General features: G+C 71.4%; 10 protein-coding genes. 8 read left to right on the top strand and 2 right to left on the bottom strand.

Going from position 1 to position 8550, the window contains the following annotated elements:
- Together AC3EUJ_RS36550 and AC3EUJ_RS36555 are read right to left on the bottom strand one after the other, a co-directional pair.
- Nucleotides 1-1041: a hypothetical protein gene (locus AC3EUJ_RS36550; RefSeq protein WP_431969216.1), complete on the bottom strand. Its 1041-nt coding sequence runs from the start codon at nucleotides 1039-1041 to the stop codon at nucleotides 1-3.
- Nucleotides 1038-1256 (bottom strand): hypothetical protein, encoded by a 219-nt coding sequence (locus tag AC3EUJ_RS36555; RefSeq protein ID WP_431969218.1) that lies wholly within the window; start codon nucleotides 1254-1256, stop codon nucleotides 1038-1040. The genes AC3EUJ_RS36550 and AC3EUJ_RS36555 overlap by 4 nt, the downstream gene beginning before the upstream one ends.
- Before the next feature lie 121 nt (nucleotides 1257-1377).
- On the opposite strand from AC3EUJ_RS36555, the gene AC3EUJ_RS36560 reads away from it, so the two are divergent.
- The 8 genes from AC3EUJ_RS36560 to AC3EUJ_RS36595 all read left to right on the top strand — a co-directional run.
- Nucleotides 1378-2025 (top strand): HAD family hydrolase, encoded by a 648-nt coding sequence (locus tag AC3EUJ_RS36560; RefSeq protein WP_431969228.1) that lies wholly within the window; start codon nucleotides 1378-1380, stop codon nucleotides 2023-2025.
- Nucleotides 2026-2068: 43 nt separating this feature from the next.
- Entirely contained in the window at nucleotides 2069-3301 is a 1233-nt protein-coding gene (locus AC3EUJ_RS36565) for an MFS transporter (RefSeq protein WP_431969219.1), read from the top strand.
- Nucleotides 3252-4427, top strand: coding sequence for an acetoin utilization protein AcuC (locus AC3EUJ_RS36570; protein ID WP_431969220.1), 1176 nt, complete (start codon nucleotides 3252-3254; stop codon nucleotides 4425-4427). The genes AC3EUJ_RS36565 and AC3EUJ_RS36570 overlap by 50 nt, the downstream gene beginning before the upstream one ends.
- A 323-nt stretch (nucleotides 4428-4750) precedes the next feature.
- Complete coding sequence (locus tag AC3EUJ_RS36575) at nucleotides 4751-5566, top strand: phosphatase (RefSeq protein ID WP_431969222.1); 816 nt, start codon at nucleotides 4751-4753, stop codon at nucleotides 5564-5566.
- A gap of 127 nt (nucleotides 5567-5693) precedes the next feature.
- The gene (locus AC3EUJ_RS36580; RefSeq protein WP_018558718.1) at nucleotides 5694-5906 is read left to right on the top strand and encodes a helix-turn-helix domain-containing protein; all 213 of its coding nucleotides are present in this window, start codon (nucleotides 5694-5696) and stop codon (nucleotides 5904-5906) included.
- A 107-nt stretch (nucleotides 5907-6013) separates the two neighbouring features.
- On the top strand, nucleotides 6014-6112 hold the full coding sequence (locus AC3EUJ_RS36585) for a 30S ribosomal protein bS22 (protein ID WP_003948845.1): 99 nt from the start codon (nucleotides 6014-6016) through the stop codon (nucleotides 6110-6112).
- Between the two features lie 195 nt (nucleotides 6113-6307).
- Nucleotides 6308-7360 carry an NAD-dependent epimerase/dehydratase family protein gene (locus tag AC3EUJ_RS36590; RefSeq protein WP_431969224.1) on the top strand — a complete coding sequence of 351 codons (1053 nt, stop codon included), beginning with the start codon at nucleotides 6308-6310 and terminating at the stop codon, nucleotides 7358-7360.
- A gap of 26 nt (nucleotides 7361-7386) precedes the next feature.
- The coding region (locus tag AC3EUJ_RS36595) for a lysophospholipid acyltransferase family protein (RefSeq protein ID WP_431969226.1) at nucleotides 7387-8550 on the top strand (1164 nt) is incomplete at its 3' end.

Genomic DNA, 8550 nt, shown 5'->3' on the forward strand with positions numbered 1-8550 from the left:
TCAGTGCACGCAGGTCCATAGGACGGGTTTGCTGACACCGTCGACGAAGGAGTAGCCGCCGACGGTCCCGTTGTCGGCTGCCGCATAGGCGCCCGCGTCGCTGTTCTCGTCGTCAGCGAGGCGGGGCAGGGCGCGTATCGGGCCCGAGCCGGTCCAGAACTCGGCTGTGCCGGGAGGGAAGTCGGGTGGGGAGCCGAAACTCGTCGGTGCCGAGCCCGCGACGAGTCCGGTGCTGGGGCTGATGGCGAGGAAGTAGCCCTCGCTGGAGTAGCCCGGAAGGCCCGGGACCTCGACGCCGTCGGCGTCGTAGGGCGGATCCCAGTAGGTCTCGTACGCGCTGTCGGAAAAGAAGTTGGTCGTGGCGCCGACGATTCGGCCGTGCTCGTCGATGGCGGCAGGCACGTGGAACACGCCCTCGGGAGGCTCAGTGGGTGACAGGACCTCGGCGGCGCCGGTCGTGCCGGCTTTCCACACCACGCCCGTTGAGCCGCTGGAGCCGATAATGGTCCCGGCGTTGTTGATGCCGGTGACATGGCCGATGCCGGGTCCGAACGGGGACGGGGGGAGGAGTCGGCGCTCAACGCGTGTGCCACGCCAGACGAAGCCCTCATGCCAGTTGCCGCCGACGATTTGTCCGTGGTCGTTCACGTCGGTCGCGAAGGCGCTTTCGGGCAGAACCCGGGCAACCGGCCATCCCGGCTTGTAACTGAAGCCGAAGTCGGGACCCGACCACGGGCGCATGGTTCCCACCATCAATCCATGCTGGTTGACGGCTTCGACTTCGCCTTCGCCGTTGCCCAGGTCTAAGGGGAAGGGAATGCGATGGACGGTGCGGCCGGTCCAGTAGACGGGGACGCGGTCACTGGATCCGGCGGCCAAACCGGGGCGGCCCAGGGCACGCACCTCGCCGGAACCTCCTGGGAGCGTGTCGAGGACAACGAGCCGCGGGCCGCTGTCCGTGTCGGCAGCCACCGGGTCGGCGGTGGCCATCAGAGCGGTGAGGCCCAGCAGCCCGGCGGCGAGAAGGCCGCGGCGCTTCATGAGGCACCCCACGCACACGTCCGGTTGACGGAGTGTCGCGCCCGGGCTCCCTCGTGGGCATCACTCTGGTAGGCCCAACCGCCGGTACGGGCCCGGTTGTCGACGGCCGCGGCGGCCGCGCTGCGGGCTCCGGCCGTGCTCGCCGGAAGCAGGGTGACCGGCGCCGGGCCCAGGGCCAGTACCGCCGTGGAGGTGGCGGGGTCTGGTTGTCTCATGGTGGTTCCCCCTTCATCAGGACGTGGCCGTCCCATGGCTGTCCATCATGGGCGGGCGGTGGTGGCGGACGAGGACATTCGGCACGACCGGGCGGAACCGGTGGCCGACTACAGTGGTGCGGTGCGCTACGACCTGGTCATCTTCGACAACGACGGCGTGCTCGTGGACAGCGAGCCCCTCTCCAACCGCATCCTGGCGGGTTTGCTGACGGAGCTGGGCCACCCCACCACGTACGAGGAGTCCGTCCGCGACTACATGGGCTCCGCGATGCACCGCGTCCACGACCTGGTGGCGGAGCGCACGGGACAGCGGCTGCCGGAGGACTTCGACGCCACGTACTACGCGCGGGTCTTCGATGGCTTCCGGCGTGAGCTGCAGCCGGTGCCGGGCGTGGGGACCGTACTGGGGAAGCTCGCGGCCGACGGGGTGCCGTACTGCGTCGCGTCCTCCGGGAGCCACGAGCGGATCCGGGTCGCGCTCAAGAAGACCGAGTTGTACGGGTACTTCGGCGAGGAGCGGATCTTCAGTTCGCAGGACGTCGGACGCGGGAAGCCGGCGCCCGACCTGTTCCTGCACGCGGCGCGCACCATGGGCGTGGCGCCGGAGCGGTGCGCCGTGGTGGAGGACAGTCCGCTCGGGGTGCGGGCGGCGGTGGCGGCCGGGATGGACGTGTACGGCTTCACGGCGATGACGCCGGCGGAGAAGCTGTCCGGGGCGCTGGCGCTGTTCGCGGACATGGCGGAGCTGCCCGCGAAACTGTTCGTGTGATCGAGCTACCCGTCCGTAGCCGGCGGCTCTACGCTGCACGCTCATGGACGGCATCGACGGCGGTTTGCGCCATGGACGGGCCTCGTTGGCCGTCGGTTTCTTCGCGCAGGGGGCGGCCTTCGCGCTGCTGGTGACCCGGATCCCGGCGCTGCAGGACCGGTACGGGGTCAGTGACGCGCTGCTGCCGGCGTTCCTGGCCGCGGTGCCCGTCCTGGCGGGCATGGGGAGCGTCGTCACCGAGCACCTGGTGAAGCGGGTGCGGCCGAGCGTGGTGCTGCGCTGGGTACAGCCGGTGGTGTGCCTGGCGCTGCTGGGCGCCGGCGCCGGGGGCGCGCTGTGGCAACTGGCCACGGCGCTGGCCGTCTTCGGGATATGCGTCGGCGCCCTGGACGCGTCCATGAACATGCTCGGGGTGAGCCTGCAGCGCGCGTACGGCCGCAGCATCATGCTGGGCTTCCACGCCGCGTACAGCTTCGGCGGCATCCTCGGCGCGTCGCTGGCCTGGGCGGGGGCGCACTGGCACCTTTCGCTGGCGGTGCTGTACGGGCCGGTGGTGGCGGTGCTGATCCCGCTGACGCTGGTGGCCGGCCGCTGGTACGTCGACGGGAAGGCTGGAACCCACGACACCCTGGCCGTCCCTCCCGCCTCGACCGCGGCTCCCGTGGCCATGCGGCTGCTGCTGCCGCTCTGCCTGGTGATGGCCTTCGCTTACATCGGGGACTCGACCGTCTCCAACTGGAGCGCGAAGTACCTGCAGGACGTGCTCGGCGGCTCCGAGCAGCTGGCCACCGTCCCGTACAACGTCTACATGGTCACCACGCTCCTGGGCCGCTCGGTCGGTGACCTCGGTGTGCGGCGCTTCGGGGCGGCGGCGGTGGTGCGGGTCGGCGCGCTGGTGGCGGCGGCGGGCTTCGCGGTGGTCGCGGTCGCTCCGGGCGCGTGGGTGGGGATGGCGGGCTTCACACTGCTCGGCCTCGGGCTGTGCGTCATCGTGCCGCAGACGTTCGCGGCCGCCGGGCGGCTGTTCCCGGGGGCTTCGGACACCGCGATCGCGCGGCTGAACATCTTCAACTACGTCGGCTTCCTTGTCGGCTCCCCTCTGGTGGGCGCGCTGGGCGACGCGTGGAGCTACCGGGGGGCGATGCTGGTGCCGATGCTGCTGGTGGCGGCGACACTGCTGTACGCCCGCTCGTTCGGGACGGAGGCCGCCCGCTACGGTGTCGACCATGAGCGGCCGCGCACAGCTGATGTGGGACGAGCAGGTAACGGGCTATGACTTCGGTCGCGGCCACCCGATGGACCCGGTGCGGCTGGCGCTGACCATGGGGCTGGTCCGGGCCCTCGGACTGGACCGGGCGCTCACGGTCACCGCGGCCCCCGCGGCAGGCGACTCGACGCTGCGCCTGGTGCACGACGCGGAGTACGTGGCGGCCGTGCGCCGCGCCTCAGCCGACCCCAAGGGCATGACGGAACTGGCGTACGGCCTCGGCACCGAGGACACCCCCGCGTTCGAGGGCATGCACGAGGTCTCGGCGCTGATCGCGGGCCAGTCTGTGGGGGCGGCCGAGGCGGTGTGGCGCGGCGAGGTGACGCACGCGGTGAACTTCGCGGGCGGCCTGCACCACGCGATGCCCGCTCTGGCCTCGGGTTTCTGCGTCTACAACGACGCCGCGCTGGCCGTCGCCCGGCTGCTGGAGCTGGGCGCGGAGCGCGTCGCGTACGTGGACGTGGACGTGCACCATGGCGACGGCGTCCAGACGGCCTTCTGGGACGACCCCCGGGTGCTGACGATCTCGCTGCACGAGCACCCGCGCACGCTCTTCCCGCAGACCGGCTGGCCGGAGGAGACCGGCGGCCCCGCCGCGGAGGGCGGCGCGGTGAACGTGGCCCTGCCGGCCGGCACCGGGGACGAGGGCTGGCTGCGGGCGTTCGACGCGGTCGTGCCGGAGCTGCTCGCGGCCTTCCGGCCGCAGGTGCTGGTGACCCAGCACGGCGCGGACACGCACTTCGAGGACCCGCTGGCGCACCTCGCGGTGAGCCTGGACGCGCAGCGGGCCGTGGCGGAGGCACTGCACGGCCTGGCGCATGAGCATGCCGGGGGCCGGTGGGTCGCCCTGGGCGGGGGCGGCTACGCCGTGGTGGACGTGGTGCCCCGGACGTGGACGCACCTGGTCGGCATCGCCGCCGGGCGGCCGGTGGCGCCGGAGACGGCGACGCCCGAGGAATGGCGGGCGGAGGTGTACCGCAGGACGCGGCAGATGGGGCCGTTGCGGATGACGGACGGGCGGGACGCGGTGTTCACCGGTTTCCACGACGCGGGTTACGACCCGGCGGACCGGCTGGACCAGGCGATCCTGGCGACCCGGCGAGCGGTCTTCCCGTTGCACGGGCTGCTGCCGTAAGGCGCGGCCGGCCCGCGGGGCGATGGTCGGGCGCCGGCGCGCAGCAGTTCCGCGGCCCGTTCGGCGATGGCGTAGACGGTGGCGTTGGTGCTGGCGGAGACCGGGGCCGACATCACCGAGGCGTCGGCCACCCGCAGGACGCGGCAGACGGGGCCGCTGCGGATGACGGACGGGCCACGGGCCCCTCCCATCGCTGTCGCGCGGTATGTCTGAAGTGTGCGGAGGGGTCCGCCGGGGGCGCCGACCCGGACCCCCCGCCCCCGGAGAGTGATGTTCGGGCCGTTCCGGCACGTGAAGGAAGCGGAGGAGGCCACCATCGGCGGGTGGTGACTGTTGCCGCGCTGCGGGCGCATCTGGTGGGGGCGGGGATCGCGGGGGTCGTGACGACACCGCGGGAGAAGAGCCTGCGCAGCTATCGGCTGTTCGTGGCGGGCGATCCGCGGCAGACGTTGGGGCTGGAGCCGGTACGGCGCTGGACGCAGCCCGGTCTCCTGCGGCTGATGGCCGACCGGTGTGGGGTTTCGCCTGACCCGGGGCTCACTTCCGGACAGGATGTGATCGACCCCGATCGCACCCTGGCGGGGCTGGAGGCCTTCGCCGTCCGGCTGAGGGAGGCCGCGCGGCGCAGGGAGCCCGTACTCATCGGTACTGGTCACCCGCATCGCCTGCTCGGCTTCTACGCCGGATTGGCGGCCGCCCTGTCGGCGGCGGGATGTCCCATCCTCACCCCATCGCATGGCCGACGTATCGACATGACGACGCAATTCGGCCTACGCACGCGCAACCTCTGGTACGTAGGGGGAGTCGCGACGGTCCGGGACGCGCCGGGTGAGGGCGCCCGTGGTGCGCCGGCGGTACACACGCACTCCCCGCTCCCGGTAAGGGCCGCGCTGGCGGGTGCGGCAGGACGTGGGGGACTGCTGCCGAGCCTCGTGGTGGGAGACCACGGCTGGGTCTGCGGAGCAGGTCAGCTGGGCGTCGAGGCCATCGGGCTGGCAGATTCGGACGACCCCGCGGTTTTCGTCGCCGAGGCGGAGGGCAGGGTTTCGGTCGCGGTTCCGCTCGATGACGCTGTGCGCTCCGATTACTACCGACCGCTTACGCGCTATGTACTCAATCGAGCGTGTCTGTCACAGTAGCCAACCGATCGCTACTCCTCTTCCCCACTTGCATCACCCGCACCTAGTCTGGGGAGGAGCGCACGTGCGAGAGGGAGTCACCGGAGGGGAAGCCGGTGCCCGTCATGTGCGGAAGGTTCGGTGTGTCATGGCTTCAAGCGAGAGGCCTCTCAACGAGGTCGTGTTCCTGACCGTGGCAGAGGTCGCCGCGGTGATGCGAGTGTCCAAGATGACCGTGTACCGGCTGGTGCACAGCGGTCATCTGCCGGCGATCCGGGTGGGGAGGTCCTTCCGGGTGCCGGAGCAGGCCGTCCATGACTATCTTCGTGAGTCCTACGTGGGGGTGGGGGAAACTGCCTGACGACCGCCTCGGTTTCTGCTCGGCGCTTGCGGACGGGTAGGCTGTGCCGACGTAGGTCGTGTGGGCCCGGACGCCCCGCACCGAGTGAAAACGAAGCGAGGGTAGTCGTGGGCTCTGTCATCAAGAAGCGGCGCAAGCGTATGGCCAAGAAGAAGCACCGCAAGCTGCTGAAGCGTACGCGTGTGCAGCGTCGCAACAAGAAGTAAGCGAGCTACGCTTCGCACTTCACTGCCCTCCCGCCCCCACGGACCGTGGGGGCGGGAGGGCAGTGGCGTTCCCGGGGGGACCGCGGGAAGGCCCGGCCGGGCGATCCTTGGCGGTGGTCGTGCGTTCGGGCGTCATCACGGCGCAACAACGAACCGATACGGTGCGTACATGCGGTGCGAGGGAAGGCGCTGATCTTGGGCAAAGTGGTGCTGGTGACCGGAGTCGCCCGCCAGCTCGGCGGCCGGCTGGTACGACGTGTGATGCGCGACCCCGACGTCGACCGGGTGATCGGGGTCGACGCGATGCCGCCCGCGCACCATCTGGGCGGCGCGGAGTTCGTCCGTGCCGACATCAGGCACCCGATGATCGCCAAGGTGCTGGCCGAGCACACGGTGGACACGGTGGTCCACATGGACGTCAGCGGCACCCTGCCTCGCCGCAGCAGCCGGACCGCGGTCAAGGAGACCAACGTCATCGGCACGATGCAGCTGCTGGGCGCCTGCCAGAAGGCCCCGACGGTGCGCCGCCTGGTGGTGAAGTCCACGACGAGCGTGTACGGCTCCGCGCCCCGCGACCCGGCGGTCTTCACGGAGTCCATGCCGCCCAAGTCGCTGCCCAGTGGCGGTTTCGCCAAGGACGCGGTCGAAGTCGAGGGATACGTACGCGGCTTCGCACGGCGTCGCCCGGACGTTGCCGTATCGGTCCTGCGGTTCGCCAACATCCTGGGCCCGCGGGCCGACACCCCGCTCGCGGAGTACTTCGCGCTGCCGGTGCTGCCGACCGTGTTCGGCTACGACCCGCGGCTGCAGTTCGTCCACGAGGACGACGTCATCGACGTCCTGATGCTGGCCCTGCGCGACGAGCGCAACGGGACGATCAACAGCGGCACGTTCAACATCGCCGGTGACGGGGTACTCCTGCTGTCGCAGACCGCGCGACGGCTGGGGAAGCCCACGGTGCCGGTGCTGCTACCCGCCGTCACCTGGGTGGGGCAGATGCTGCGCACCGCCGGCGTCACCGACTTCTCGCGCGAACAGATCCGGCTGCTCACCCACGGCAGGGTCGTGGACACCACGCAGATGCGCGAGACGCTCGGCTTCGCCCCGAAGTACACCACCGCCGAGACCTTCAGTGACTTCGCCCGCAGTCGCGGCCCCGGCCTGCTGCCGCCCGACCGGCTCGCCGAGACCGTCGACCGGCTCGCCGCGCTGGTCCCCGCCGGTGGGCCCCGAGGACTGAGCTCGTGAGCAATGCTGCGAGGAGGAACCGCGCCATGGCGGACGCCAAGGTCATCCCGTTCGACGAGGACTCGCGGACCCGGAGGGGGGCACCGCGGTCGCGCGGGCGGGCCGCGGCGCGCGGCAAGGCCGGCGGTGACACCGGTAACGCGGTGGCCGCACTGCCGGTGGAGGAGCGGGGCGCGCGTGCCGCGGCGGAGCCCGACGCCCTCCAGGACGCCGTGACGGCCTCCGCGGACCCGCCGGGCGCCGATGGTGCCGGTGGGGCGTCCGAGGGCACGCAGGCCCCGGAGGAGGTCGCCGAGCGGCCGTCCGGCGCCGCGGGAGGCCCGCTGGCCGCGGCGCTCGGTTCGGCCGCGGACCGGCTGCTCGGCGGGCCCTGGGAGCGCAAGGTGGCCCACGGCCTGGCATTCCTGCGCCGCCGGGTCACCGGCGACTACGAGGTCGACGACTTCGGCTACGACGAGGAGCTCACCGACCAGGTCCTGATGTCGCTGCTCCGGCCGCTGTACGAGTCGTACTTCCGGGTCGAGGTGAAGGGGATCGAGAACATCCCGGCCGAGGGCGGTGCCCTGGTGGTGGCCAACCACTCCGGGACGCTGCCGATGGACGGGCTGATGATGCAGGTCGCCGTCCACGACAACCACCCCGCGGGACGGCACCTGCGGCTGCTGGCGGCCGACCTGGTCTTCATGCTGCCGCTCGTCAACGAGCTGGCCCGCAAGGCCGGGCACACCCTGGCCTGCGCGGAGGACGCCCAGCTGCTGCTCGAACGCGGAGAGGTCGTCGGTGTGATGCCCGAGGGGTTCAAGGGGCTCGGGAAGCCCTTCTCCGAGCGCTACAAGCTGCAGCGCTTCGGGCGGGGCGGCTTCGTCGCGACCGCGCTCAGAACAGGGGTGCCGATCGTCCCGTGCTCCATCGTGGGCGCGGAGGAGATCTACCCGATGATCGGCAACGCGAGGACGGTGGCCCGGCTGCTGGGCTTCCCGTATTTCCCGGTGACGCCGACGTTCCCGTGGCTGGGTCCGCTGGGCATGGTGCCGCTGCCGACGAAGTGGACGATCCAGTTCGGTGAGCCGATCCCGACGGACGGCTACGCGCCGGAGGCGGCAGAGGACCCGATGCTGGTCTTCAACCTGACCGACCAGGTGCGGGAGACCATCCAGCACACCCTCTACAAGCTGCTGGTGCAGCGCCGC

This window comes from Actinacidiphila sp. bgisy160 (genome assembly GCF_057707815.1).